We start from the raw sequence: 25897 nt of genomic DNA on the forward strand, positions 1-25897 counted from the left end.
AGTCTGCGACATGTTCACCCCAGACGAGTGCTACAACTTCTTCCAGGCCGCAGGATATGAAACCAATTGAGCCAGACGCGCTCTAGTTTCAGGGCCTCGTCCATAAAGCCGAGGATATTTGCAGAAACTGATGAGTTAAAAAGCGTCGTGGGATCTACCGCTCCCTCTAGGCTCTCACTAACCATTGTCGACAGTAGGGACGCCGCGAGAACTCGGCTATCTTCGGTGAATTCTTCCTCCTGGTCGACAAAGTCCGTCTCAATTTTCTTTAACTGAGCGTAGGCTGCATCGATGCTGTAGGGGAGCTCTTCAATGTTCTCAATCACAATTCCAGCATTTCTGAGAACTCTGGCATACTTCTTGTTGTGTTCTTCCAGATTCTGCAAACGGGGTTCCATTGAACTCCATATTTCAGCGGCACGATTTGCTGTCTCCCTATCTTGGAGGACAATGTCTCGGACAACTGACGGAACAAGCTTCAACTGAACATCCAGCAGGCCTTCAAATTTGAGCAGTTCCGTATCTAGTCGACTGGCTAGCTCGGACAATTTCTGTTGCTGAATACCCTCAAATTTTGAGAGCTGAGAGTCAATTTCCTGCTGGCTATTTTCGAGATTGTCGATTGCGTCTTTGAGCTGGTTTTCAAATGACGCGGCTCGGTTTGCAATGTCTTCGTTAATCGATTCCTCTAACTGAGAAAACTCTGATCCGAATAGATACCCTGCACCAATAGCCAATGCCGCAAAAATACTGAGTACCGTGGTCACCGTCCATCTCTGTCCGTCTATCACTTTGCTCGCATTGTCGATTTGTTTTTGCAAACCGTCGGCCAGAAGTTGTTTTTCGCTGTTCAATGCATCCTTCATTACTTCGGTGTGATGCGAAATTTGAGTAACAACGCTTTCAGTGTGTGATCTGAGGTCCGCAACGGATATGCCGATGTTGTCGGGAGAGTTCTTATCGTTCTGTGTCATGTCGATTATCTCAATCAATAAAATGGCTTAAATTGCGCTATTATACCTAAAATTAGCACTATTGCGCAGACTTTTTCCGATCTAGCCTTCTCTTTCCAGGCGAGAAGTCTTTGAGCCGCCCGATCATGATTTCAATGCGGTTTAGACGTTTGTAACGGCGCTAGTCGTTTCGGATGGTCGTGTTGTACTACTTTCGACCAAGAGTGCATGTGCTTAGTTAGAAGCGTCGTGTCGATCAGAGCCACCTTTACGGCGATGTCACTCATACCGGTGCTAGCTGAACCGTTAAGAAACGCTTCATGGAATTTAGCTTAAATGGCGTTTGCCCTGGCCGACCTTCCTCTTTGACTCGCATAAAAGACGTCAAACCTCGTCGCAGGGATTAGTGAGGGTCGCGACCGGCATCGCAAGCAGCCATTAACTTGATGGCTTTCCGCAAAACGTTGACGTGCTAGCGCAATAATTCTGAGGCGCAGATTGCCAAGTTGGTTTCACACACAGCGTATCAAACACGCTCAACTGAAAGGGACCAAGAAATGAAAAAGACACTGATCTCATCCGTCACCGCCTTCGCAATTGTTTTGAGTGCTGGAATGGCGATGGCGCACCCGTCGGGTGGTCACGGCCACTACGAGCATGCTCAGGATCTCAACTCAGCCGCATCGCAAACACGCGACCACACCGACGTAAAATCTGACAACAACCAAACCACAAAAATGTCTACTGATGCAGCCACCAGAGAACAGTCAATTTCTCTTTCGTCAACGCCACCTAGCGGCAGCTATCAATGGAGCCATGACTACAATAATTATTAATAAGTGCGGCTTGAGATCATCTGAACGAGAGCGCAAAAAACTAGCCAAGTTGACCACAAGCCGATCCAGCCGAAAGGCTAGGTTTGTGATCAACTTGCCTGCTCTAGTTTTCGGGGTTGACCAGCTAAGGGCTCTTTCCAGCTACTCTCTGCGCGTTAAGTGAAAGGCTGCTGCTAACTATTTGGTTAGAAAATCGTGGATTTTAGAGTCTCAAAAATTCAAACCTCTAAGTGGTTGATTTTATTATAACCGCAGTTCCATCATTAAGGTGCTCCGACATCATTTGTCGGAAAACGTAAATAATGGGACTGAATTATTGAGACTCACCTCCCATTGAATTCAACACCTTAAGATTTTTGTGCATTTTGAATGTTTCGACGGTTCAGGCGCTTCAAATCGACGTTAAACAGAAAACTAATGAGCCTCTTCACGATCTGGAAACAGGCGCTGTGTGTCTTGCTAGGACTTGGTTGATCGGCAGAATACCCTGCCCCAGCACGCGGTCCAAAGCGGCCATTTGCGCCAGCCGCATCGAAGGTCTGGTTCGAGCTCAATCTACCTCGTGCCGCGCGATGAACAAATGTCTGCGATGACATCTTTTTTCAAGTACGGTCCTGCTCTTTTTCGGCGCTCTAAGCTGTGGAGACGGTCAAATTCGCGCCCGACGGTCCGTCACAAAATACGACGCAGCTTTCAACGAAGGTCTGAACCAGTTTTCGTTTCGGTCCTGGTGCAAACCCGAGCGAGAGGGTGACGCCGCTGTTGCTGTCCCGGATTGGCAGGCAGCGTACGTCGTTTCCTGCATAGGTCGGCACGTCACGTGGTTTCATGTTCAACAGGGAAATCCCAATCTTTGAGGCGACAAGCGATCGGACCATTTCGGTCGAATTGGTGGTTGCCACGACACGAGGGGCTCCTCCGCCCTGTTCAAGAAGATCCAGATAATACCCACGCGCAGCGGGTCGGTCCAAAAGGATCAAGGGCTCGGCCACGATTTGGGGCACGCTCACTGTGTTTTGCTGAGCGAGCGCATGGTCCGTTGGACACAGGCAATACGTAGGGGCATGGAAAATCGGTTGCGTTGCGATTTGCGGATTGGGCAGCTCTTCAACGAACAGGATCACATCGAACTGCCCGTCCACCAAACCGGTCTGGACAGAGTTGTTGTCGCCCTCGGTCAGCGTGAATGTCACGCCGGGATTGGACTGCTGCATTTGTGCCGCAAGCATGGGTAAAAATGCTGGAGCAATCGGTGCGTTGTATCCGATGCTGAGATTTCCAGAAAGGTTTGATTGGAGATCGGAAATGCTTGTGAGCAATGCATCGTAACGTTCCAACAAATCATCAATATGCCGTCCGACATCGCGGCCCGCGGCGGTCGGAAAGACGCCCTTGGCCCGCGCTCGCGTGACAAGGGCCATACCGAAAACGGCTTCGGCCTGATCCAACGCAGCCGCGATTGCCGAGGGTGTCACGTTGGTGGCCTGGGCCGCTCCCGTGATGCTGCAATGCTTCAATGCAGCCTGCACGTAACGCATCGCACGGATTGAGAGTGTCATACCAAAACCTCAGGTTTTTTGAGGGTATTCCAAGCATAAAACTATTTTCCGGAGATTAGAACATTTGGCAGAGTGCCAGCCAGAAACACAAAGGAGTCTGACATGAAAACCCGGACCAAAGTTGTCGTCATTGGTGGCGGCATTGCGGGCTGCTCGACCCTGTATCATCTCACGCAAGAGGGATGGTCTGATGTGGTCCTGGTTGAACGTGATGAACTGACGTCGGGCACTACCTGGCATTCGGCGGCTCAGGTCACGAATTTCGGCTTGACCCAGACGCTGGTTGGTCTCAAGTCCCACTCCATCGCCCTTTACAAGAAACTACGGGACGATCCCGACTATCCGGTTGGCTATCACCACGGTGATGGCGGCATTCGCCTGGCGAATACAGAAGAACAGATGCAGGGTTACCGCCACTTTGCGTCAATGGCGCGCGGGATGGGTGTTGAGTATGAAGTTATCGACGCCGAGGAATGCGCCCGCCGCCACCCGCTCATTTCGACTGAAAACCTTCTGGGCGGCCTTTGGGATGGCGAGGACGGTGACATTGACCCTGCCCAGCTATGCCAGGCGCTCGCGTTTCATGCGCGCAAAGCCGGTGCAGAAGTCTATCGCAATACTCCGGTCACCGCGCTGACCCAGCAAAAGGATGATACGTGGACCGTCCACACCGAGCACGGCGACATCGATTGCGACATCGTGGTCAATGCAGGCGGATACCGCGTAAACGAGATTGGCCGGATGATGGGGGTGGAGCATCCCGTGGCGTCGATGGAACATCAGTATTTCATAACCGAGGATATCCCGGCGATTGCAGAGGCCGGGCACCGTATGCCTCTCCTACGCTGCCCGATCTCGGACTATTATTCCCGCCAGGAAAAGGACGGTCTGCTGGTCGGGTTCTACGAACAGGATTGCAAAACCTGGGGGATGGACGGGATCAGCCCAAGCTTTTCGAACGATCTATGTCCTGATGATCTGGATCGTGTGATGGACGTGCTGGAAGGCGCGTTAAAACGCATGCCTGCCTTGGCCGAAGTCGGGATCAAGCGGATCGTGAATGGCCCGATCACCTACACAATCGATGGTGCGCCTTTGGTTGGGCCGATCCCCGGAAAGCGCAACGCCTACTGTATCATCGGCCTGCGTGCTGGGCTGGGCGAAGGGGGCGGCCACGGTTGGCTTCTGGCGCAGCAGATTGTGCATGGCGAGGCGTGCTATGACACGTGGGTTATCGATCCGCGTCGCTTCACCGGCCATGCAACCGTCGAATTGACTGCGCTCAAAGCGATAGAGGATTACCAGAACGAGTTTCGTTTCCATCTCCCGCACGAGCATCGCCCCGCAGGACGCCATGCGAAAACGACACCTCTGACGCCTGTGCTAGCAGCCGAAGGCGCGGAATTCACGGTTGTAAATGGCTGGGAGCGTGTGGACTACATCAAGCCTTCGCCTGCGTTTCACCCATCGCTAAGCTTCAATTTTGACGAGACGTTCGATGTCATTGCTGCCGAGGTCGCCAATGTTGCAACGAATGTAGGCTTGGCAGAAGTGAATGGTTTCAACCGTATCGAGATCACCGGAAAGGATCGTCATGCTTTCCTTGACCGCATGATCTGCGGGAACGTCACTAAACGAGATGGCCGCGTTGGGCTAGGGTATCTGTTGAACGAACACGGGTGCATCAAGGGCGAGGCTACGGTTGCCAATCTACCTGCCTCAGAGCGCGGACCAGACAGGGTCTGGTATGGCTCAGCCGCCGTGTCTGAATACCACGACATGGATTGGCTCACTTTGCATTTAAGGCAAGACGAGGATGTGCAGCTGCGCAGCCTGACCAACGATCATACAATACTGGTCCTCGCCGGGCCAAAGGCACGGGCGGTCCTGTCTGACTGCGCGCGCGGGAACTGGTCTTCGGACGCATTCCCGTGGTTGTCGGTCCGTGAATGCTGCATCGGGTTCGCACCTGCAGTGGTGATGGGGGTGAGCTTTTCAGGGGAACTGGCATATGAAATCCATGTGCCGAATGCATCGCTTTATGCAGCCTACCTCGCTTTGCGCGAGGCCGGGCGGGCGCATGGTTTGGAACTCTTCGGCGCGCGCGCCATTGAATCCATGCGCATGGAGAAGGGGTTCCTACATTGGAAAGCCGACCTGATTACCGAATTTGACCCGTTCGAGACGGGTCTTTCACGGTTCGTGAAGCTGGAAAAACATGACTTTGTCGGCAAAGAAGCCCTGCTGGAACGGCAGTCCGCTGGACCGAAAAGAAAGCTAGTCACGCTGAAGATCGACACCACTCAAGCCCCAGCACATCCGGGCTCATCACTGATGCAAGACAACGCGGTGGTTGGCACCATCACGTCCGGCGAATACGGCCACCGTGTCGGAATGAACCTCGCATACGCGTTCGTAAAACCCGATTGCGCCACCTCCGGATCAACACTGCTGCTTGACCTATGCGGAGAAGACATTGCAGCGCATGTGATCGATAACTCACCTTATGATCCCAATTTCGAACGCATGCGGAGTTGATCAGTACTTCTAGGAAGGATTTCCAAAAGCAAACTTTGGACCAGCCACAGCAAAAGGAAGTTTCGTCCGCATATCAGCCATCAGAAACTTGGTTTTGAACGTCCGGTTTGCGGTCCACTGCATGTGCGAAAGGCGGAAAAGGGATCAACGGCAGTTTGGAGCTCTTACCTCTCATTGATGCCCACCGCAGAGAAAGGCGACAGTGAGCCCATCCTGTGAGTTCGATCTTTACGCCGCTTGGGCTCATAAAACTAGAAGCGCTGCAAGAGCGTGATAATCGTCGACGCTTTGCGGCGAGCAAGGCAGCCGTTCATGTGGCGCGCAGTATATCAAATGAGAGCAACTCACCGGCTGCGTGCCAAACTTATCCCAAAACCAACGAGTTTCGGGAATTAGAGCATGATGAGTTGTTTGTCTGACTTCATTCGATCAAAATTCTGATCGGATCGTCCTGTTCAATCCGTTTCTCAACAAGATGATCAATTGGTCTGCCAAGCAAGTTTTTGATCATCTGGTCGAGGTGCAAAAACGTCGGGCCCCGCAACTCTAGTTGATCGGGTGCGAAGTACGGGCAATCATCTGTGTCGATACCTAGCCTCGTGAAGGTATACGGCTCACCGTTCATTGTCATTTGGCTTGTCGAGTATTGGGGTGACCTCGCCATGAATACCTGAGATATGTTTTTGCCATGCAAGTTCCAACGAGCCGGGCCACCGCTAGACTGCACGAATAGAACTACCGGGCGTTCACTTGCAACCTCAACTTCCAGATCTCGCAGAGGATCGTCGCGATACCTTCTTTTGCCCGTTTCAGATACGCTCAAAACGACTATTTCTGTGCCAGGATCCAACGATGTCTGATGACAATGTTCACCAGATTTCAACATGTCAGCTCTCCGCGCCACGCGAAAAATGTAAGCGTCAGGTTCATCGATGCCCAGACTGTCCTCTCTGCAATAGGGGCTGTGTAAATCCCTAGAGTTTACCGGCAATCCTGCTTTGTCCATCTCCAAAAAACACGTTCGATAATCATCGTTTCCGTTCATTTCTGGCAGAGGAACACCAGAGCCCAACAAAAAAACTTTCGCGCCAATATCCGCTGGAAGTTCCAAAGGCTCTGTTACAACGTAGTCGACCTGCGGTACGAATAAGAAATCCGGATCAAACCGAGTTCTATACCGCGCACTGAATGCCTCGGCATAGCGGCGAACCGCTATCTCGTGATCTGGGTTTTCTGCATCCAGAAGTGCGCCAGCGGCTACCAAATCATCTAATCCAGCTTGGCCCGTCTGCTGCTCGTAAAATTGAGCACCGCGAGGCGCTACTACCTGAGATGGGTCAACCACAATGGGTGTCGTCTGTTGATCTTCCACTAGTAATGTGATTGGCCAATCTGACCCTTGCCGTTTATGCCGATACTGTTGCACAAATTTATCAGATCGTAGGCGACCCTGTTTTGGAAGCGGGTGAAAATTCACTTGGTCGGAAGGGGTTATTCCGAACCACTGGGCCACGATGCACGAATGAGCAATCCGGGTACAGGACGTGCGCTGTACCTTCTCCAGTATAGTCAGATCGGGCGATGTGAAGATGATGCGATCTTCGGGCACCCCAATGACACCCGCAGCCCAGGGGCCGTGCCTCAAGGCTCCTAGTACGATGACACGCGATACATTTTTGGTATCGCCTTGGATATTCCATATGATCTGGCGCGAGGATTGCAAAACCAGATAGTGCTTATGTTCACTAGGAGCGATGTTGACAGTAGCGAAAGCGGTAGCTTTCGTCGGTTCGCCGACATGAACAGAAGAACTGGGAAAAAATCCGCTGTCCGTCAAAACACTGACTGCTTCGGATTCGTCGGGTGCAGGGATAGTACAGCTTGGAAAGTGATGATCTTCGAAATCAGGCGCAATACACGCGCTAGCATGTCCAACAAAAAAAACAAGGAACTTAGCAACAACCAAGCTTACCACACCGATTGAATACCGAGCCTTCGAACCCATTTAAATACGAACCTGTGCTTAAGCATCATTGTAAGCCATTCAAAATATTATGGCTTTTCATTCAAAGTAAATCCATCACGCACACCATACAATAGAATTCTTTGTATGGGCTCAAGCCGCTTAATGCCACTGCGGCACGTGGCATAGTTTGAAACTACAACGAGCCTGATTCTCCGAAACCAATCAAACGCTCGTGTTCGAAATCTTTCGATGCGGACACGCTCATCAGACCGTACTTAAATGACCGCTCTGGTGACACACGCAGTTTCACAGCGAAAACCACACCGCACCTGCGAGTGAATGCTGCATCAGCGAGCTCCCGGAATGGCAATGGCGGCAAAGTCCGCTAATCTGCCATACGACACCGGATTCTGAACGTCCGAAATATGCGTTTCTCGACGTGCCGCACATGCGAAAGATCGATGCTTGTTAAACGGCAGGAATGGGTTCAAACGAGCAGTTGGGCCATGTCGCAGAGAATGACGGGGGTGACCCCACGTTTGTCTTGAAAGCTTGATAGTCAGCTTTGCGAACGGCAGAACTAGCCTGTGCTGGCGCTACGCAGCGCCTTACGGATGTAGGTGTTGGCGGACCGAAAATGTGATGGACCAGATGCCTCGGCAAATCGTCCTAGGGACCATTTGCCGGTCCATGCGTGCAAACCACTGGAGTAAAGCGTAACATCGTCTTGAGCCTCAATAAAACGATGCAGTTTAGTGCAGGCGGACTCGAATTCCGAGAGCAGACCAGCCCAAGGTGTCTCGTTGCCTCTCGCATACAGTGACGCGTTGTATTCTTTGAGTTGGTTCCATTTATAGCCCCTGGCTGGCACATGAACCTCGCGCCCCGCAACGCCGTCTTCGTACCAACCGTGGAACATGCCCATCCAATGGGTTCGGTGAGCGATGACACCTTTGATCGTGGTTTCGTCTTCAGGGGTCGACAAACAGGAATGCGCTTCATCGACGCCATCGAGCGTCTTGCGTAGCTTTACCAATTCCTTGTCGAAGGCGGCAAGCAAATCGGTCTTGTTTGTTGCTGCGGGCATTGCTTAGCACTACACCATTCAACCGGTTGGTTTCTTGATTTGGGTCAATGGCACTTGGTCTTGTCTGACTAAGCAGTAGCGACTTTTTAATTAGATGCAGCGAGAGGCCGTTCTCCCGCCATTTGCCGCCTAGATTTGAATGTCTGGAATGTGCGGTTCGCTGCGTTGGCAGTATCGAGCATTATGAATGGCAGAAATGCGAAAAATTGTGCTTTCCCGTTCTTAGCGAACACCCTAGGCGGAAATTCTTGCATGTATCGACAAAGGTCATGGATGAATAAACATTCAAACCTTCGATTTTTATGAACTATTCTCACAAAGGCTCTGTATACTATCAAAGGTATAGCCTCGTTGTAGCACTAGAGGAGATGACTGATGGAGGCCAGCGGCCAGGCAAGAGTAATACGAAGCAAACAGAACGGTTTTTTCATTAAGTTCATATTGGGCACCTTGGCTTGTTTTTTGATGCCGGTCAGCGCACACGCTCAAAGCTCACAGGCGTGCGTGGAGTTAGGTTCTCCCCGGATTGAGTATTCATCAGGTTCTGAAAGTACTCTAGTGAACCAAACAATCTCGACGACCGAGCGAACCTGCCTTCCTATCCCAAACGGACCCATAACAGGACTAACAATTGGAAACTCCACCATCACGTCCTCTGGTGAAATAGAGTTGTATGTTCCTGGCCAAAATACCGTTCCGAGTAATGCTTCAGTGTTAACTCTTCTGAATGTTGATGTCGCGGCGGGTAGCGGAGACTTTGTTTCCCGGGAGGCCTTGGCAACAAACATCAACGGGAAGCTCAGAGTGAACCTCATTGGAACTTCGATTGGTTCCGGCAGATCAATGACGTTCGCTCCGTTCAACGGCGCGAATATTGACCCTACTGAAGTTTACTTCCAGTCAGACCGTCCCTTAACCTATGACAACCTGACTGTTATGGGAGCTACCGAAGTAGTTTTCGGGGCGTACTATATCCAAACTCGGGTCGCCGAGGCCTCCGATTTCACACTTACGAATAGTTCGATTTCTTCAACCAGCGATATTGCGATAGCGGCAGGCACGACTGTTCGGCTTGATGCCACAAGCAGTTTGAACACCGTAAATTTTGAGAATTTTGGTACGCTGGCCGGAACGGGAACCGTAAACGCATTCAACTTCACAGTTAAGAACGGAGGGGTGCTTTCGCCGGGCTTTTCAATTGGTACGCTCAACAATAGTTGCGGAATCGCTTTTGAAACTGGGTCAAGGCTTTTAAGTGAAGTCGATCCGACGGCCGGTCAGAAAGCTGACTTAGTGTCATCCAGTGGGCCGGTGACAGGAATTAACCGCGCTACCATACAAGTCGAAGCCGCTCGTCCCGGTCTGACTGCGCAGGACTATGCTGCTGGCAACAACTACACGGTTTTTCAAGCCTCGAGTTTTGATGGAGATTCGCCAACACTTGTTGCAGGTGGCTCTCTTCCGGCTTTGTCCCATCTGACGATAGCGAATACGCCCTCTGCAGATGGTCAGATTGATATTGCTTTTACCGCGTTGCCAGTCTCAAGCTTACCGCAGAACCCGGTAGTTACCAGTTCGCCAAATGCCAGCAACCTTGCTGGTGCGGTTGCCAACACCACAAACACGTCCCCTGGTACGGGGCTTACTAATGGCTCAACAATAGGTACCGCTGTCAATACTCTCACCAATTCAGGCTTAGCTGGGTTTAATCGTGTGCACGCTGAACCTTACTCCTCCAACCTGACCATTGGGCTCGAGCAACTAGACCTTATAACCAACACTGTGCTGAGCCACGCTGACTGCCGCAAGTATCAATCGGTTGGTTTCAACAATCAGGACAGACCCGTTGCCTCAGGTGGCATCGACCCGGTCCAGAGTCCTAGTGGCGCAATAGACTGCTCTGATCGACGCTGGTGGATCGACATGGCCTATGTGAGCGGGGACGTTGATGGAAGTAACGGTCTTGGGACATTTGACTATTCGCTCGGCACCATTTTGGTCGGAGCGGATGTCGCAAGTACCGACAGAGGTGTGGTCGGCGTGTACGCAGGCTTAGGAACATCCTCCATGGATGAGCACGATCAAGTCGATCAGGACTTTTCGACCGACAGCTATCACGCGGGCGTCTATGGGCGTACAACAACCGGAACCTGGGAGTTTTCCGGGCTGATCGGTTACATGTTCGGTGACACCGACGCCAAGCGGAACAACCCGTCCGTTGATGGCTTTACTGGAGGCGAGGCAAAGTCAGATTTGGACCAAGAAGGTATTCACGCCGGCCTGCAAGCACGTAAGTTGTTTAACCTGGACAGCGGCGCAAGAGTTTCTGCAGTTTTTGGATTGAACTACGGACGCATTCAACAAGGGTCTGGAACAGAGACCGGAGGTGGCGACTTCAACTATTCAATTGATAAGGCGGATGCAGAGTCCCTAGTCGCTTCCATTGGAATCGACTATCAACAGGACTATTTGACTGACAATGGGCTGCTAACCCCTATAGCTTTTGCTCGTTACGAGTACGACTTCTTTGCCAACAAGGATAGTGAGCATGAAATCACTGTTACCAGCCCGATATTTGGGACGTTCACACAAGTTGGACAAAACCGAGGCGCTAACGGGTTCGTTCTTGGTCTGGGGCTAGGGTATCAAATTTCCGAGCAAGCAAGACTAACAGCAGGGTACGGCTACTCGGTGCGTTCGAACGGCCAAGAGCATGGCTTGGGTGCAAACCTTAGCGTTTGGTTCTGATTGAACTGTAGAGGTTTGTTCTCATATTCTCATGACATGCATCGACCACTGTTGATGTTACATCTAACAGAGAGTCTTAGCCATCGGGAGTATTGTCGACTTAGTTCGAAATTGTCCTTCACGATATGAATGTCTTTACCGGTTATTCAAACCGTACGAATGAAGACGCGGCGGTCAAGAAATCAGAGAACGGCAGCGATGGAATCTAGTGTCCTATCGACGCCCACCGCAAAGAAGGACAGCGTTGAGCCCAAATCAACCAGTGTTTCCAGGCGCACGAATGGTTGCTTTTTCGTCAAGCCGCTGGTTCGCGAACAGACATAATGCTGCTAGCTATGGAAATAAATGAGGTCGAAAATGAGTGCAAACTTGGGTAGTAAGTTCAGTTCTTTGCTAATGCTACAACTTTAGCACAACACCGTCCGTTCGCCCGTGATCGGTCCTCAAGTCGAGTATTTCGCTTTGTGCTACCCAATATTTTACTATGAACCACGCTCCCAGGCACCAGTTGTTAGACACGTCGCGAGCAGCCTGGATCCCATCAAATTTATGGTAGTTTTCATGGAGCCTTAGTTTCGAAAGGAATTCATGCCAACTTACTTTCTGTGAGGTAGATAACCCTTCCAAGTTGACATGTTGAGGGTAGGTTGTTTTCACATCCAGGAAAACTCTGCACTTCCAGTCCCAACTAACGTTCCACTCAGTAACTGCAGCGTGCCCTTTAGGACCACGGGTCTTAATCTGGTTGAGCATTTCGGTATATTTCAACGCATCCACTTCATAGTATGCGGTTTCTTCTTCAATGGTTATTGGCCGCCCAATTCCCGCGAAATACACATAGCATCCGAATAGTGCCATCAGAACCAGAGCGGTAACGAAGAACTTCATCACAACCTCTTTTGAACGCAAGGGACGACCTGCCGGATACTCGAGTGGCCAAGCGGATAGACCTAGACGGCACGAGTGACAAGCCTGCGCAAACGCTTATCGGAGAATTCAGAGTGCCAGGACTGGGCATACTTACTCATATCGTACCAGGAGCATCTCTTGGAGCTCGAAAAAGCAAGTTTGACACCAAGAAGGGACAGCGCCAATGTCCGAGTTGAATCCAAAGCTGACGGAATATCTAGCGCCTGAACCTTTTGTAGAGAGCGTAAGGAAAAAACGTGCAAAACCACCCGATTGCAAAGAACTTTACAAGCGGGCTACTTACCAAATACCCGCCCAACCCCACAATACACGCCTGGGTTAAAATAATGCTCAGTGACTTAGGCCAGAAACTCCAAATCTCATGATACTTTGAAAGTAGTGAGTCATACTTTTCAATATTCATATCAAGCCTCAATCGAGTTTCGTTCGTTGATGGCTAACAGGATGGGTATTCAAACTCAACGAACGACAGTAAAGTCCGCTCACCAGCTATTTGCTACCTTACTTTGAACGTCCGGAATGCACGGTTCGCAACGTGCCGCACATGCAAAAGACTGATGTATGATCGATGACAATTAAGGGCTCTTACCGCCAGTCCATGCACATCGCCAAGAACGCCTGAGATGAAGGAAAAAAAGCATCCTATTGAGGCCGTACCCCGCACGCGACTAGTGTTGCATTCAACATTGGTAGTTACAGTTAATGAGCCGTTTGCGCCCAGGCTTCCATCTAACACCAATATAAACAACCAAAACCTTTCAAATTTTTAAGCTGTCTGAAAAGACGGTTAAAACTCTTAGCACTCTACGGACCACTTAGTCGTTTGGTAACGAGGCGAGAGTTCTATGCTAAGTTTTGTTTTACCCGTTTTGGCTGGCGTTCTTTTCGAACTAGGACACTTGTGGCCCGCATTCTTTCTGGGTTCGGAGAGTGTATGGGCCATTTCAACGAACACTGCCCAATACTTGGCCCTCGCCTGTGTTGCCGCACTGAATTTCTTGCATAGAGGCAACAATCACTCTCCTGACACAAGCACAACAGCTGTGAAAGTGACATCAGATCCCAAATGTTCCGCCCTTCGGAGGACAGCTGACCTCCCTCGTTTGGATGACAGATTGGTTGATGAACTGTTTCTTCATGCCCAATTGGTGCGAAGTGACAGGACCTTAGTTCGACATTCGAATTCCGTGAACTCAGCGAGAATTGGATAGCAAATGTCGAAACCCAAAGGTGAGCCCACCTCTGTGCTGGCCAGATTTAACGAGAGATTTGGCTTAGTTCAGAAGCTCGTCATTACTATTCCACCTGCAAACAACAGAGCTCGTCCAGCCAATCACGCGTCCGGTGTGGTTCAAACCAACAATCCCAAGGCCAAAAAGGAGCCAAACATGTCATTGGACATTTCTAAACTAAGTGAAATCAAGGGTCTTTTGGGGGCCTGTCTCGTCGACTGTGATACAGGCCTTACTCTAGGCACAGAAGGTGGTTCCAAGTTTGACCTTGATACTGCGGGCGCAGCGAATGTTGAAGTCGTCCGCGCCAAACTTCATGCGATCGAAGCTTTAAAGCTTAACGATACCATCGAGGACATTCTGATCACGCTTGGCAAGCAGTTTCATCTGGTCCGCCCACTGGACAAAAACCCAAACATTTTTGTGTATGTCGCGTTAGACAAGAAGACCGCCAATCTGGGTCTGGCCCGGTTACAAGTGAAAGCTGTTGAAGAAACCTTGAGCCTCTAGTCTGCAACGATTTGCCAAATGGACTTAGCCATCCCGTTATGGCTGAGTTTACTTAACTTCGTATTTGTTAATGGGACAAGCGGATCCAGCGGCTCAATCAGAGGTCTTCTAATGAAAATACTCGTTGCAGAAGACGACAAAAAGACCGCCGACTTTGTAAATTCGGGGTTGAGGTCGAACGGTTTCAATGTGGAGTGGTACGATGATGGTCGGGATGCGCTCTCATATTGTTTGTACAATGAATGTGACGCCATAGTCTTAGATCGCATGTTGCCGGGAATGGACGGCCTCTCCGTTCTCAAGGCCCTGAGGGCCGCAAAAAAGCAGACCCCGGTTCTGTTCCTCACATCAATAGGAGACGTTCAGGACAGAGTTGAGGGTTTGACCGAAGGTGCAGATGACTACCTGGTTAAGCCTTTTCATTTTTCGGAACTCCTGGCGCGCTTAAACAGCATTATCAGACGACAACCGTCCAGCATTGCTACAACTAAGCTTCAAGTCCACGATCTTTCGATGGATCTGCTCAGCAGAGTGGTGAAAAGGCAAGATGTTACAATTGACTTGCTGCCCCGTGAATTTGCACTGTTGGAAGTTTTGATGAGAAATGCCGGGCGGATTGTGACGCGCAACATGCTGTTGGAACAAGTATGGGATTACAATTTTGATCCAAGCTCTACAGTAATCGAAACGTATATCAGTCGCTTAAGATCGAAGATCGACAAACCTTTCGGGACGCCACTTTTGCACACGTCTCGAAACGTTGGGTACAGCCTTCATGGGCCGCTCTAGCATTCTCTCTGGTGCCCCGTTCCGGACGGCTTGTTTCGCGGCATTAATAGTCTGGATTATAACTGCTGTCTTTGGATACGCTGCCTACTTAGCCCTTGCAGACAGGCTCCGCGTTGATCTCCAGCAACAAATCCTCGACGAAGAGCTCCTGTTTCATGAGATTTTGCTGGATGGAGGCTCTGAAGCAGTTCAGCGAGCAATTGAACACTTAAATAATCCCAATCGAACTGGGCTTCACATGATCGCTCTGTTCGACCAGAGCGGTTCCGCTTTGGCTGGATCAATCGCGAAACTGCCTGACGAGATTGGTTGGCACGAAGTTGATCCGGATTTCGTCAATATCGGCGGAGCATCCCCTGTTTATATGCTCCACACGTCTGACCTTCTTGGCTATCGCACGGTGGTTGCCCGAAGTCTAACATCACTCAATCAGGCATTGACAACGCTGTGGGAAGGGTTGCTCCTGCTGACGCTCGCGACAACCGCCTCTGTTCTGGGCCTTGGTTATTACTTCAGTTCTCAGAGTTTCCAGAGACTCGCTTGGATTGAGAAAACTCTCAACCAGACTATTGAGGAAAGCGCCGTTGTTCGTCTTCCCGTCACAGATAAGGGCGACCATTTCGATCGTATTTTCCAACTTGTTAACCGACGTATCGACTGGATTTCGAGTTTGCTCAACAGCACTCAATCCAACGCGGTCAAAATTGCCTGTGATTTGAAGGTGCCTTTGACGAACGGGTTCATTGCTTTGCAGCAGGTACATAGCGAAATTGAGTATGGTGGCGATCCGAGACCAAGCCTCAACGATTTAGAGTTCCACCTTAAACGCATTGGAACTGTCTTCGATACAGTGCTCAAAGTATCTCAAATTGAGGCAGGTACGCATGAGAACAACTTCAAAACAGTCAATCTGAGTGCGCTCGTTGAGAGTGTTGCAGAGGCGCTCTATCCCGTTGCGGTCGACGTTGGAAAACACATTACGGCTGACTACAACGCCGATACGATTTTGGTACGAGGCGACGAAAACCTGCTGAAACAACTGCTCGTCAATCTTGTAAACAATTCCCTCCGATATTGCCCTGCTGGATCTTGGATCAGGATTTCCCTAGTGGCCACGTCTGAGGCGATACAGCTGGTCGTTGAAGACAACGGACCTGGGGTTCCGGAACCACAAATCGACAAGATTTTTGACGCGTTTTTTCGATCTGACCATCCAAGAAACGACACCGGAAATGGGCTTGGCCTATCGCTTGTGAAGGCCGTCGCAATGCGACACGGGGCAACAATCACCGCAGAAAACAAAAGGCCGGGTCTGCGAATTTGTGTGAGCTTTGGGAGGTCTCCGATTGCAGCATGAAACAGGCCGAAAACTGTACAGCCCAGACTTCTAACCATCACCCGGACCACTCAAACCTGAAAGCTTAACCTTTTGATCGGAAACACAATGATGAAAAATACAATATTCCTAATGGCACTCTTGCCTGCGAGCACGGCGTTGGCGGACGAGACTGAATTCCAATGCAAGTCAGAAACAAACGGAGAAGTAATTCAGGTCTTTCAAGATACCGATCTCTCAGAGGCGCGACTGATAGTACAGAACATAGAAGGTATGGCTTCCGTCGCGCACGGCCTGGACGGTGTTACATTCATCCACATAAAGCCCGACGAAGTCTGGACGATGGTGCTGCACTTTCCAACTATGACTTATGAGTTGTCCACGCATGGTGCCAAATCGTTCGAAGATCACGGGCATTGCACAAAGGGTGGATGATCAAGTTAAATCGCTCGATGCTCATAACAGCAGACCGCAAAAGCTTTTCAAAATCGTAAGGTTGATGAAAACTAATTGGCAAGTTCAAGTTGCAGAAGATGCCATCAGGTTCGAAACCGAATACTCGACTGAGGAAGCACTCGTAACCCTCCTGAAGGGTGTTACCGGTGCCGTGTGGGCACGGCCACTCACTCGTAAACAAGCTTCCCTCAGTCAAAACAGCGCGCCCTTCCTCCCCCTCGGAGGGGCGCGTTGCAAACTCATCGAAACCCACTTTCCTTTGCTTAATGAAATGGGCGAAGAACATCTTGTATGTTGGTTGTCAAAAGTGGACCGATGTGCGCCGACAAGTGCAGCTAGTACGAATGCTAGGGCGTTGACCTTTTCAAACTTGGCCCGGACTGCATCACCAGTGTTGCAACACATCCAGCCAAATTCCCCATTTTTCCACAAAAATAGCGGCTAAAACCTTCGGATCACACACTTGACCGGCCAGAACAGGTTTACCGTTAGCCAAACCATATGGGGTCGCCAGATAAACCGGATGAAAGACTAATGATACGCTCAAATATTGTATCTGGATCTGCCTTTACTACGGCATTGTATGCAGCGGTGGTAATCCTCCTTTCAGTTACAGCACTGGCATTTTTAACATTTGAAAGAATTCGTGGCGATTTGCAGCGGGAAATGGACTCGTTGTTGATTGATGAAATGCGCTTCATTCAAGAGATTCTGGACGATAACGACAACGATTCCGATGTCGTGCAAGCGATTGATGACGCGACTCTCTGGTTGCCGTTCGACACCAGTTTGATTGGCCTTTTCGACAGTCAAGGGAAGCGTTTGGCTGGAAACATCGATGAATACCCGTCCTTTCGGGGTTGGGGTGAAATCGAAGATGATGGGATTATTCTGGGAGGTAAAAAGCGTATCCATAGGGTAAATGTGCAAACCTACCGCGGCTTTGTAATCGTCGTTGGTCGCGATCTTGCATTTGTAAAAAGCACACTTCGATCGTTGGCCTGGTCTTTGGTAGCGATCGGGTTGGGAGCGACTTTGTGCACACTGTTGGTCGGCTATATCTCCAGCATAAGAACATATCGTAAACTCGATCAAATGGCGAAAACGCTCAATAAGGTCTCAAGAGGGGAAGTCAAAGCAAGACTCCCAGTCGGGAAAAACAATGATCAGATAGACCGGATTGCTCGACTAATGAACGGCCATCTCGACAACCTGACAGTTTTGATGTCCACGACGCGATCGGCCGCTGCCGCCATCGCACATGATCTGAAAAACCCGCTCACCCACGCTTATATCGCGCTTCAGGAAGCGAAGGATTCATTGCGTTCGGATGGTCAATCCATGGAACCGATCAACCAGATTCAATCTGAACTTGATCGTCTCAAATGGACATTCGAAACAGTTTTGCGGATCAACCGCATTGAAGAAGGAAACAATTCCAAGGCGTTCAGCTATCTGGATTTGAGTAGATTGGGTCGAGAAGCTGTTGAGAATATGGTCCCGCTTGCGGAAGTGAAGAGCCAAAGTCTCGCTTTTGTGGATAACCAATCGGGGCGTACACTAATCGAAGGCGATGAGGGTATGTTGAAACAGCTCTGTGCAAACCTCTTGCAGAACTCAATTGATCATTGCCCGGAGCATTCCAGGATTCTACTGACTGTTGAGCAAGAAGAAAGTACCATTACGCTCTCGGTAATTGACAATGGCCCTGGCGTTCCCGAAAACTCACTGAGTAAGCTTTTTGTTCCTTTCTATAAGCTAGACACTGAACGGAACAGTATTGGGAACGGTTTGGGTTTGGCGCTGGTGAAAGCTATTGCAGATCATCATTCAGCGCTCTTATCGGCTTCAAACAATTCACCTGGATTCACGGTTTCAATTCAGTTCGAAGTTGCATAGTAAGCTTTTGCATTTGAACGTTTCCACCGTGGCGTTTGGGTTCTGCAAAACATGATTTAAATCCAATTGTGGCGTTTGTTGCAGCACTTGTCTTATCGGACAGTTGTCCTGCTCTGTTCTTGGCGTGAGCCTACCCGTCTATGTTTGCCGCAGCGACCGTCGATTACCAGCCCAGTTCTAAAAATGCTCGGCGGATGAATGTCAGCTTTCGCGGAAAGCGATCCAGTGGGCACCGCGGATTAATGCTGCCCCCGCATTTTTCGGGGCGATAGCGGACTTGCCGCCATAGAACGCTTGGCTTTGCCTATCTGCCGCAAAAGCGCAATGCATGTATTTATCGGGCGTTTATCTCGGCAATCATAGCCTGACCAATCTCCGAAACCACCTGATTGCGTAGCGCGAAATCAGCATCACTTTCGGTGAGATAGATTGCTGCAAAGTAGTGAACATCCGCCTCCGGCTCGATGAATGCAATGATCGCGCGGGAGCCGTTGTCACCTGCCCCGGTCTTATCGCCAATCACCCAGCCTTCGGGAAGATGAGCTCGGATCAATGCATCGGCTACCTGATCGTCAATCATCCACTGGCGTAGCTGCGTCGCAGACGAAGGTTCCAGAACATCGTCCAAAAGCAACGCTTCCAATGTGGTTAGGATCGCCGAAGGAGTAGTGGTGTCCCGAGGATCTCCGGGGACCGCCTCATTCAAAGCTGTTTCCCAGCGGTCCAAACGTGTGGTCTGATCGCCGATATTGCGCAGGAAGGCGGTCAGCCCCTCCGGGCCGCCCACGGTATCAAGCAATAGGTTGCCTGCCGTGTTGTCGCTCAGTGCCACTGTTGCCTCACAGAGTTCGCCAACTGTCAGCCCATTTTGCAGGTGGTTCTCGGTCACCGGGGAATAGGTCACCAGATCATCTGCCGAAAAGGTCACGCGACGACTCAGATCTTCCTGCCCCGCATCCACACGCGCCAGAACCGCGCCGCACAACAGGGATTTGAACGTGCTCGACATCGGAAACCGCTCTTCTGAACGCATGGAAATTTCCCAATCTGAAGAGGCGTCGCGCAGCACAACCCCGATGCGCGCATCAAGACGGTTTTCCCATGTGGTGACAGTCTGTTGTAGGTGCTGCGCCCACGACGGAGCCGCAGTCACTGCGATCAAAGCGGCACTCAGAATTGCCCAAACATAGGCCTTCATAGGTCTTCCCTTCTTCCTTCTTGAAGACGTAAATTCTTGTCTCTTCAAATACGCTGAAAAGGCAAACCGCGAAGGTTTCTGCGATGATACGTCGTTCGAAAATCACTGAACTGTCATTGATACAATTCATGAGGATCGTGCTAAAATCTTTTCATTCGGCGCACAAACGACTAATTGTCAAACTCCGCATAAGAAAAAGTAATACCCATGGATCGCCCCAACATCCCCCTCAATGCGCTGCGCAGCTTTGAAGCCGCTGCGCGACAGGGCAGTTTCACCAATGCCGCCGTGGAGCTTTGCGTGACCCAAGCGGCTGTCAGCCATCAGATTTTACGCTTGGAAGAGCAGCTCGGCGCAAAGCTGTTTCACAGGACATCCAAGGGGCTACTCCTCACTCCGGAAGGTGAGGCATTACTGCCAGTCCTGACTACGAGTCTTGATCGCATCAGCGGTGTATTGGATCGGTTCGCGGATGGTCGTTATCATGAAACGCTGAATGTGGGTGTTGTGACGACATTTGCTGTCGGGTGGCTAACAAAACGCTTGATTGAATTTGAAACACTCCACCCAGGGATTAGCGTTCGCCTTTTTACGAACAACAATCGAGTCGACATTGCCCGCGAGGGCCTCGATCTGGCGATCCGTTTCGGTGCTGGTCGCTGGCCCGGACTGACCTCGCGTCCTTTGATGGAAACTCCGCTGACACCGATGTGTGCCCCCTCGGTGGCGTCAACACTCAAAGACCCCGCAGACTTGCTGAATCAAAGTTTGCTAAGATCTTATCGCGCTGATGAATGGCCCATCTGGTTTAGAGAAGCCGGTATGGTGTCCCCCTATATCGAAGGCCCAATCTACGATTCTTCTGTCGCCATGGCAGAGCTGGCGGCAAGAGGCTTTGGCGTAGCACTTTTGCCCCATGCCATGTTTCAGGATCAGGTTTCCGAAGGGCGGTTGGTGCTCCCTTTCGATACGGAAGTCACAACGGGGAGGTATTGGAGCACGCGGCTCTCCAACAAGGAGCCAACCACTGCCCTCGCGACATTTGAAGCCTGGCTTTGTAAGATAGCTATGTAATTCAGTCTACCGCCCCTTATCATGTGCCTAACATTGCGGGACTCTTGGCTGATTTGGCCGCTCTTTGCACGAAGACCCGGTTCACTTAGAGGGCATCGCTTCTTGCTGCACTCTTCTGCGATCTACGCAGTGTCCTCAGCTATTCGGAGTTGTTTCCAGAAGATGAGCGGGTATTTAAGTACGATACAATCTGACTGAATAACAGACTTTTGTGGTGTCGTAGCGTGAGCTTACTTTGTTGCGCTCAACTGTCAGTTACCGCCATGTATTGAATATCTGGGATGCGCGGTTCGTAAATGGCCCCAATATCGAATATGGGCTCTTACCTCCAACCGATGCCCTCAGCAGAGAAAGTCGGCTATGAGCCCAAAGCAGAAGCTTTTCGGAAGCATAGTCTGCCTTTCTGAACTCTAGATTTGAACTTTAACTGATCGCTTCCGCAACTACTGCAGTTGCAATATATCTGGAACGCATAGTTTTCTTTGTTCCGGCATTTTGTCCGCACCATCCGATCGTTTCAGTCGTTTCGGGCCGTCTTTGACTTTAATCTTCGGTTTGGCTAGCGGGCCCTTCAAGGTCACTGGCCAGGGACTTTTCGAAAGAGGTTCGCCAATCTTGCGGGGCTGTAAGTTCAGGTCCAAAACCTTACCCACCACGTCAACACCGCCGAAGACGACAACTTGGACGTGATCTGTTTCTAGAGTGGTTTGTTTCGTCGAAATTTTTCCATTGGAAATACTGATCGGTGCGCGCAAACACACGATTGGTGCAACCTTTTGTTTCTTCTTGGTAAATACCCATGGGAGCACCCCCAACCCTGCCAGATCTAAAAGCTGGGTCTCGATCGAGCCATCTCGCATTGAAACCGTGGCATTGCCGCTCATGCTATTAGCAAAATGATTGGCTGAATCTGTTCCTCCGGTCACCGAAAAATCTGCATAGATCGTGCCGCTTGCGCCCTTTTTGAAGTTCAGGCTGTGAAGAACTTCATCCAGCTGCCAGCCGCCTGCCTTGCCGGTCAACGTGAGCAGATGCGCGTCGTCCGACAGATCCATTTGCCCACTGACGTCGAAATGAGCGCCTCCGTATTCAAACTTCAGTGGTCCTGCCTTAAGCTCGTTTTTGTTGAGCGTCACTTCGCTCTGCAAACTGCTGATGCCCTTGGCACCTTCGATGTGCCGAAGGTCAACGTCGACATCCATGTCCATACCGGACAAGAGAATTGAGCGCCCGATAGGTTTAAGCGTTACATCTCTTAACGCGCCTTGGTCGTCCTCCTCTTCTTTCTTAGTTTCTTTCTCTTCCGGCTCTGGGCCGCCTAGTTTCCGCAACTGTGCGGCAGCCTGAACGATAGTTCGAATCTGATCTATCTTTATCAGGTCACTCTCAATGGAACCCTGCAGCACCGGGTCGCTTGTTGCATCATCAAGATCGGCCATAATCTGCAAGATAGAGTCGGCGACCTCAACATTGGCACGCGCGTTCCAATCAGTGCCTTCGCTAACAAGGTTGATTTCAAGGCGAGCCTGCCCGGTTTCCACACGTTCAAGCGATAGTGCCTCCAAAAGATCCGCTCCGGATGGAACTGCGACATCAATTGCCAAATCCAGGTCCTCGAATTTGAGTACATTTTTGACAGTGCCATGCACCTCAAGGTTCCAGACGTCTGTATAGCTTGTCTTTCCATCCAAATTCGTCAGCGAAAGCTGGTTGACGTCGCCGTTCAAATGGAAGTCACCGGAAAACCTGCCTAGCTGGTCGTCTGGTCCCAACAATTCTGGCGAGATCAAACTGCTTGCCGGTATGTCCATTAGGCCTTCTGCTGATATGCCTTGCAACTGAAGAGCGTCATCGACCGAACCGTTCAAAATGATAAACGGATCGGCAGGGTTCCCAATTCTTAGGTTGATGTTTCCGACCTTTAAGGCGCCTTCTGGTGTTCTGGAAAGCTCGGAGAACTTAATCGGGGGCGGGCCTTCGCCGGACGTATCCAACGTGAAACCATTGGTCTTAATGACCATTTGTCGTTGCGGCACCTGCCCGGGTACGCTGTCGATAACCATGTCGACTGCGATAAGTTTAAGATCATATCGCGAGGCGGCTGGGGCTGGTTCCGCATCTTCTGGGTACAGCCTAATTCGGGTTGTTAGCGATACGTCTTCCGGGTTCCCTAATTCTCCGATCTGCCCCGTCAGCGAAAGGCTTTGCCCGCCATCTAATTCCGCCAATACAGATAGGTCATCAATCCGCGCTACGCCGTCGACTGATGTGAACGTTGCGCCAATATTCCCTGTACCTTCCAAAACGCGGCTCAGCTTCAGGATATCAAGAAGCTGGCCAAGTTCGGCAATCTCTACAGTCGTTGCCACTTGCAGACCGTTCTCTTGAGGGACTTCCTCGGCGACAATCGAAATCTGTTCGAAGTTCACCGCCAACCGAAACGGGTCTTCCGTGGGGAATGTCGCGTTCAGATCAAACCTCTCTCCGTTCAGCGAACCGGCCCCGACTGCCGTCGCAACATCGGTTTCCGTATCACGCTTTAAGAGCAGCTCAGGAAGCTGCAGGTCCAACTCAAGTCCGTTTAAATCGTTCTGATAAAGAATGGCGATATTAGTCAGATCAATTTTGCGGTCCGTTAGAATTCCGGCCAACAGCGGCGTCGGGGAATTTGCAGGTTTCCCGGCTTCAGCATCCGCTTGGGAAATGGACTGCCAGTTTCCGAAGCCGTCTTTGTCCGTGATTAGGTTCAGATGAACACCTGAGAGTGAAAGACCACTCAGTGACAGTTTACTGTTCCAAAGGTCGCGCGCGGACACTTCAAACTCTATCTCATCGATTGCTGCAAGGTTCACTTCAGCATTCGGAGAACCGGGTAGCTCCAACCCTGCCGCTGATACATGCAATTGCCGACCAAGACCCAGACGCACTTCATCTTCAATTCTAACGTCCTGACCAAGTTTCTTAGAGATCAGATTTTCGACGAAAGTAGTCCTGATCGAAGAAAACAATGCAGAAGACAGAAAAAGCCAAGCTGCCAACATAGCGACAAACGCGACAGCGAAACAAATCAATATACCTTTTGCAACGTATCGCACGTACTTCTCCTAAATTTCCGATTCATCCAGTGGGCAGCCTAGACCATTTAATCATTAAGTTAATCGAATATATGGTGTGCAATTGTACTGAACTCTGAACGATCTTGAACGCATAGTTAGTATATCTTGCTGATATGATCCAAACGCTAACAAATGAGTAGATGGTAATCTTTCGGTTTTTATGCTGCTTTCCCCGCTTCTAAACAGCGGGTTTGAAGTGGGTCAAACTTGCCAAAACGGACGCGTTGCATAAGTGCTGACTACATCGGTCCGACTGACCCTCCAACCGACAGACAGCAGGGTTCTTTCGATACCTCTCTTTTATTCAATAACTGCCAAATATGCATTCATCAAACAATGATGACACGACGAGCTGACTACCCGGAAAAACAAAAGGAACAGGCTTTGCTTTTAAGGACGGTAACGAAGGCTTATTTTGATCATGACACCAATCCTTGGCTTAGAGTGTTTAGGAATAACTTAGATGAACTGTGAGATCAGTGTTAAAGTTCCGCATGGCGGCCGTGCGCTTCTCTGCGTCTAACTAAGCCATGCTGAATGTCCGCATGTCGCGTTACACGTCGCTGCGTCTTACAAGTGCCAAGGCACAGCCGAGGGAGACAAGCAGAGCACCACAAGTGCGGTCGATCCAGAGTGATCCGCTGTCGTTCAGCAACTGCATCGCCTTGGTACCCAGCCCGGCATAAGCGGTCATCACCATCACATCGATCGCGATAAAGATACCCGCGAGCGTGGCATATTGCGTTAGCAGCGGTTCCATCGGGTTCAGAAACTGAGGCAGAAAAGCGGTAAAGAACAAGTATCCCTTGGGGTTCGTCACAGCCACGAAGAAGCTCTTTCTGAATATCGCCTGAGCGCGACGACCCGGTATCGCACAACGCACATTTGCCCGGTTCGTTTCCAATCCCAGTTCCCCCGACGACCGTAGCATCTGAATGCCCAGCCACACTAGATAGGCGACACCGATCCATTTCACCAAGTTGAACAGCACCGCCGAAGTGATCAGAACAGCACCCAAACCTAACGCTGCCGCCGCGATTAGCACTCCATCGGAAATCGCAGCGCCTGCGATCCCGTAACCGGCATATGCCATTCCAAACCGCGACCCGTTGGACAGGGCTAAAAGTACGGTGGGTCCGGGCGTCATCACGATAATCAGTGTGAGCAAGCCAAAGGAAAAAAGCGAAATTTCCATCGGTTAATCTCCGAGTTGAGGTGGAAGAGAGAGCCAAGCCCGTCAAAAGCACCACCACGCTGCTAGCTAATGTTCAGTACGTGCTCCAGTACTGCCAGATTGGCTAATGGCTGTGCTATCAGGCTCGCTCCGTAGAGGATGCGTTCATCTGACCGAATTCATGCTTTTGCTGGGCCGCAACTATGACCCTGACAAAGATGACTAGAGCGGCGAGCTGACCTAAAAAAACAGCAGGCCAGATCAGGGCTAGCTGCGCATCGAAGTATTTCTGCGGTCCAAAGGACACCAGCGCCATCAACGCGGCCAGGATGCTGAGGCTCCGCCCTGCTGCATTTGTAAGAGGTTGCAGGACTATTGCGGACAAGGCGACGGACACCGAAGCACCTAGAGCGCGTCTGGCTTTATCAGATTCAGTCTTCCCCAGTTTTCTGATCCGTGATTCCATATCTTTGAGCAGATATGGAGGTAGCAGATG

The 25897-nt window shown here is 50.6% G+C and carries 17 protein-coding genes and 1 pseudogene; 9 read left to right on the plus strand and 9 right to left on the minus strand.

Annotation, left to right across the window (positions count from 1 at the left end; translation table 11 throughout):
* Positions 1–14: 14 nt before the first annotated feature.
* Positions 15–974 (minus strand): hypothetical protein, encoded by a 960-nt coding sequence (locus ACR0CW_RS21940; RefSeq protein WP_480789426.1) that lies wholly within the window; start codon positions 972–974, stop codon positions 15–17.
* A gap of 536 nt (positions 975–1510) precedes the next feature.
* On the opposite strand from ACR0CW_RS21940, the gene ACR0CW_RS21945 reads away from it, so the two are divergent.
* Positions 1511–1789 carry a hypothetical protein gene (locus tag ACR0CW_RS21945; RefSeq protein WP_480744508.1) on the plus strand — a complete coding sequence of 93 codons (279 nt, stop codon included), beginning with the start codon at positions 1511–1513 and terminating at the stop codon, positions 1787–1789.
* A gap of 632 nt (positions 1790–2421) precedes the next feature.
* On the opposite strand, the gene ACR0CW_RS21950 is transcribed toward ACR0CW_RS21945, so the two are convergent.
* Complete coding sequence (locus tag ACR0CW_RS21950) at positions 2422–3348, minus strand: LysR family transcriptional regulator (RefSeq protein WP_480789427.1); 927 nt, start codon at positions 3346–3348, stop codon at positions 2422–2424.
* Positions 3349–3450: 102 nt separating this feature from the next.
* On the opposite strand from ACR0CW_RS21950, the gene ACR0CW_RS21955 reads away from it, so the two are divergent.
* Positions 3451–5886, plus strand: coding sequence for an FAD-dependent oxidoreductase (locus tag ACR0CW_RS21955; protein WP_480789428.1), 2436 nt, complete (start codon positions 3451–3453; stop codon positions 5884–5886).
* A 421-nt stretch (positions 5887–6307) separates the two neighbouring features.
* Here ACR0CW_RS21955 and ACR0CW_RS21960 read toward each other — a convergent pair whose 3' ends face one another.
* Entirely contained in the window at positions 6308–7891 is a 1584-nt protein-coding gene (locus tag ACR0CW_RS21960; RefSeq protein WP_480789429.1) for a hypothetical protein, read from the minus strand.
* 541 nt (positions 7892–8432) lie between these two features.
* Entirely contained in the window at positions 8433–8939 is a 507-nt protein-coding gene (locus ACR0CW_RS21965) for a ClbS/DfsB family four-helix bundle protein (protein ID WP_480789430.1), read from the minus strand.
* Between the two features lie 375 nt (positions 8940–9314).
* Between ACR0CW_RS21965 and ACR0CW_RS21970 the strand changes: the two genes are divergently transcribed.
* The gene (locus ACR0CW_RS21970) at positions 9315–11687 is read left to right on the plus strand and encodes an autotransporter family protein (RefSeq protein ID WP_480789431.1); all 2373 of its coding nucleotides are present in this window, start codon (positions 9315–9317) and stop codon (positions 11685–11687) included.
* Positions 11688–12086: 399 nt separating this feature from the next.
* Here ACR0CW_RS21970 and ACR0CW_RS21975 read toward each other — a convergent pair whose 3' ends face one another.
* Complete coding sequence (locus ACR0CW_RS21975) at positions 12087–12575, minus strand: DUF922 domain-containing protein (protein WP_480789432.1); 489 nt, start codon at positions 12573–12575, stop codon at positions 12087–12089.
* A 1256-nt stretch (positions 12576–13831) separates the two neighbouring features.
* On the opposite strand from ACR0CW_RS21975, the gene ACR0CW_RS21980 reads away from it, so the two are divergent.
* The 5 genes from ACR0CW_RS21980 (at position 13832) to ACR0CW_RS22000 (ending at position 18839) form a co-directional block, all read left to right on the plus strand.
* Entirely contained in the window at positions 13832–14359 is a 528-nt protein-coding gene (locus ACR0CW_RS21980) for a roadblock/LC7 domain-containing protein (RefSeq protein ID WP_480789433.1), read from the plus strand.
* A 111-nt stretch (positions 14360–14470) separates the two neighbouring features.
* Positions 14471–15148 carry a response regulator gene (locus ACR0CW_RS21985; protein ID WP_480789434.1) on the plus strand — a complete coding sequence of 226 codons (678 nt, stop codon included), beginning with the start codon at positions 14471–14473 and terminating at the stop codon, positions 15146–15148.
* Positions 15135–16505 carry a sensor histidine kinase gene (locus tag ACR0CW_RS21990; RefSeq protein WP_480789435.1) on the plus strand — a complete coding sequence of 457 codons (1371 nt, stop codon included), beginning with the start codon at positions 15135–15137 and terminating at the stop codon, positions 16503–16505. Before ACR0CW_RS21985 ends, ACR0CW_RS21990 begins: the two co-directional genes overlap by 14 nt.
* Before the next feature lie 90 nt (positions 16506–16595).
* Positions 16596–16919, plus strand: a complete 324-nt coding sequence (locus tag ACR0CW_RS21995; RefSeq protein WP_170334871.1) for a hypothetical protein — start codon at positions 16596–16598, stop codon at positions 16917–16919.
* A 555-nt stretch (positions 16920–17474) separates the two neighbouring features.
* On the plus strand, positions 17475–18839 hold the full coding sequence (locus ACR0CW_RS22000; RefSeq protein WP_480789436.1) for a sensor histidine kinase: 1365 nt from the start codon (positions 17475–17477) through the stop codon (positions 18837–18839).
* A 334-nt stretch (positions 18840–19173) separates the two neighbouring features.
* On the opposite strand, the gene bla is transcribed toward ACR0CW_RS22000, so the two are convergent.
* Positions 19174–20037: a class A beta-lactamase gene (gene bla, locus ACR0CW_RS22005; RefSeq protein WP_480789437.1), complete on the minus strand. Its 864-nt coding sequence runs from the start codon at positions 20035–20037 to the stop codon at positions 19174–19176.
* A 207-nt stretch (positions 20038–20244) separates the two neighbouring features.
* On the opposite strand from bla, the gene ACR0CW_RS22010 reads away from it, so the two are divergent.
* Complete coding sequence (locus ACR0CW_RS22010; RefSeq protein ID WP_480789438.1) at positions 20245–21111, plus strand: LysR family transcriptional regulator; 867 nt, start codon at positions 20245–20247, stop codon at positions 21109–21111.
* 443 nt (positions 21112–21554) lie between these two features.
* Here the strand turns inward: ACR0CW_RS22010 and ACR0CW_RS22015 are convergent, their stop codons facing one another.
* From ACR0CW_RS22015 to ACR0CW_RS22025, 3 genes and pseudogenes are all read right to left on the minus strand, one after another.
* Complete coding sequence (locus ACR0CW_RS22015; RefSeq protein ID WP_480789439.1) at positions 21555–24206, minus strand: AsmA family protein; 2652 nt, start codon at positions 24204–24206, stop codon at positions 21555–21557.
* A gap of 574 nt (positions 24207–24780) precedes the next feature.
* Positions 24781–25422, minus strand: coding sequence for a LysE family translocator (locus tag ACR0CW_RS22020; protein ID WP_480789440.1), 642 nt, complete (start codon positions 25420–25422; stop codon positions 24781–24783).
* Positions 25423–25540: 118 nt separating this feature from the next.
* Positions 25541–25897: pseudogene (locus ACR0CW_RS22025) on the minus strand (hypothetical protein); the annotation flags it as partial.

It is taken from the genome of Ruegeria sp. CH6, from assembly GCF_056537005.1.

Coding starts and splice junctions, on each gene's coding strand:
- ACR0CW_RS21965 (WP_480789430.1), bottom strand. CDS start 8,939: ATGCCCGCAGCAACAAACAAGACCGATTTGCTTGCCGCCTTCGACAAG.
- ACR0CW_RS21990 (WP_480789435.1), top strand. CDS start 15,135: ATGGGCCGCTCTAGCATTCTCTCTGGTGCCCCGTTCCGGACGGCTTGT.
- ACR0CW_RS22000 (WP_480789436.1), top strand. CDS start 17,475: ATGATACGCTCAAATATTGTATCTGGATCTGCCTTTACTACGGCATTG.
- ACR0CW_RS21970 (WP_480789431.1), top strand. CDS start 9,315: ATGGAGGCCAGCGGCCAGGCAAGAGTAATACGAAGCAAACAGAACGGT.
- ACR0CW_RS21960 (WP_480789429.1), bottom strand. CDS start 7,891: ATGGGTTCGAAGGCTCGGTATTCAATCGGTGTGGTAAGCTTGGTTGTT.
- ACR0CW_RS22020 (WP_480789440.1), bottom strand. CDS start 25,422: ATGGAAATTTCGCTTTTTTCCTTTGGCTTGCTCACACTGATTATCGTG.
- ACR0CW_RS21955 (WP_480789428.1), top strand. CDS start 3,451: ATGAAAACCCGGACCAAAGTTGTCGTCATTGGTGGCGGCATTGCGGGC.
- ACR0CW_RS21980 (WP_480789433.1), top strand. CDS start 13,832: ATGTCGAAACCCAAAGGTGAGCCCACCTCTGTGCTGGCCAGATTTAAC.
- ACR0CW_RS21950 (WP_480789427.1), bottom strand. CDS start 3,348: ATGACACTCTCAATCCGTGCGATGCGTTACGTGCAGGCTGCATTGAAG.
- ACR0CW_RS22010 (WP_480789438.1), top strand. CDS start 20,245: ATGGATCGCCCCAACATCCCCCTCAATGCGCTGCGCAGCTTTGAAGCC.
- ACR0CW_RS21975 (WP_480789432.1), bottom strand. CDS start 12,575: ATGAAGTTCTTCGTTACCGCTCTGGTTCTGATGGCACTATTCGGATGC.
- bla (WP_480789437.1), bottom strand. CDS start 20,037: ATGAAGGCCTATGTTTGGGCAATTCTGAGTGCCGCTTTGATCGCAGTG.
- ACR0CW_RS21985 (WP_480789434.1), top strand. CDS start 14,471: ATGAAAATACTCGTTGCAGAAGACGACAAAAAGACCGCCGACTTTGTA.
- ACR0CW_RS21945 (WP_480744508.1), top strand. CDS start 1,511: ATGAAAAAGACACTGATCTCATCCGTCACCGCCTTCGCAATTGTTTTG.
- ACR0CW_RS21995 (WP_170334871.1), top strand. CDS start 16,596: ATGAAAAATACAATATTCCTAATGGCACTCTTGCCTGCGAGCACGGCG.
- ACR0CW_RS21940 (WP_480789426.1), bottom strand. CDS start 974: ATGACACAGAACGATAAGAACTCTCCCGACAACATCGGCATATCCGTT.